Genomic DNA, 504 nt, shown 5'->3' with positions numbered 1-504 from the left:
ACGGGTATCGCCGTCGTCACCGTCCCCGCCCGGAACACCTCGAAGCACTGCCCGCAGTGCTTGACCCCGCTGCGGCACTGTAAGGCCCCCGATAAGCCGACCGTGGCGGGTTGGAAGTGGGCTGTCTGTCCCCACGAGTCCTGTCGGTGGCAGGGCGACCGCGATCAGGGTGCCTGGCGGCGGATCGGCGCCCGCGGTCTGACCCATCAGGCCAAGACCGTCATCGACAAGGCCAGCGGGCACATGATCATCCGCGCCGTGGTCGACAAACTCGAAACCGCAGCGGTCATCACGAAAAGCCACCGGGGGGACCGGTCGAAGACCGGCCCCACCCGGCGCAAACCATCACGCCCCGCGCCCAGGCGACGCAGGGCACCCTCCCCCACCAGACCTAGCGGCCCGGCGGGTAAGCGTCCGGAGGGACACGCACCAACGGACCGGAGACTGCCCCGCGCAGCCCACCGACACCAGGGCGTGAACACGACCAGCACACCCACCACCGGC

General features: G+C 70.0%; 1 protein-coding gene. It reads left to right on the top strand.

The features are described 5' to 3' along the window. Window positions 1-6: 6 nt before the first annotated feature. Window positions 7-504 (top strand): hypothetical protein (locus ACY34I_RS40650; protein ID WP_462760874.1); only part of this gene is annotated, 498 nt, incomplete at its 3' end.

The organism is Micromonospora sp. RTBAU3-60, assembly GCF_054963695.1.
This window is presented reverse-complemented; position numbering and strand designations above follow the sequence as displayed.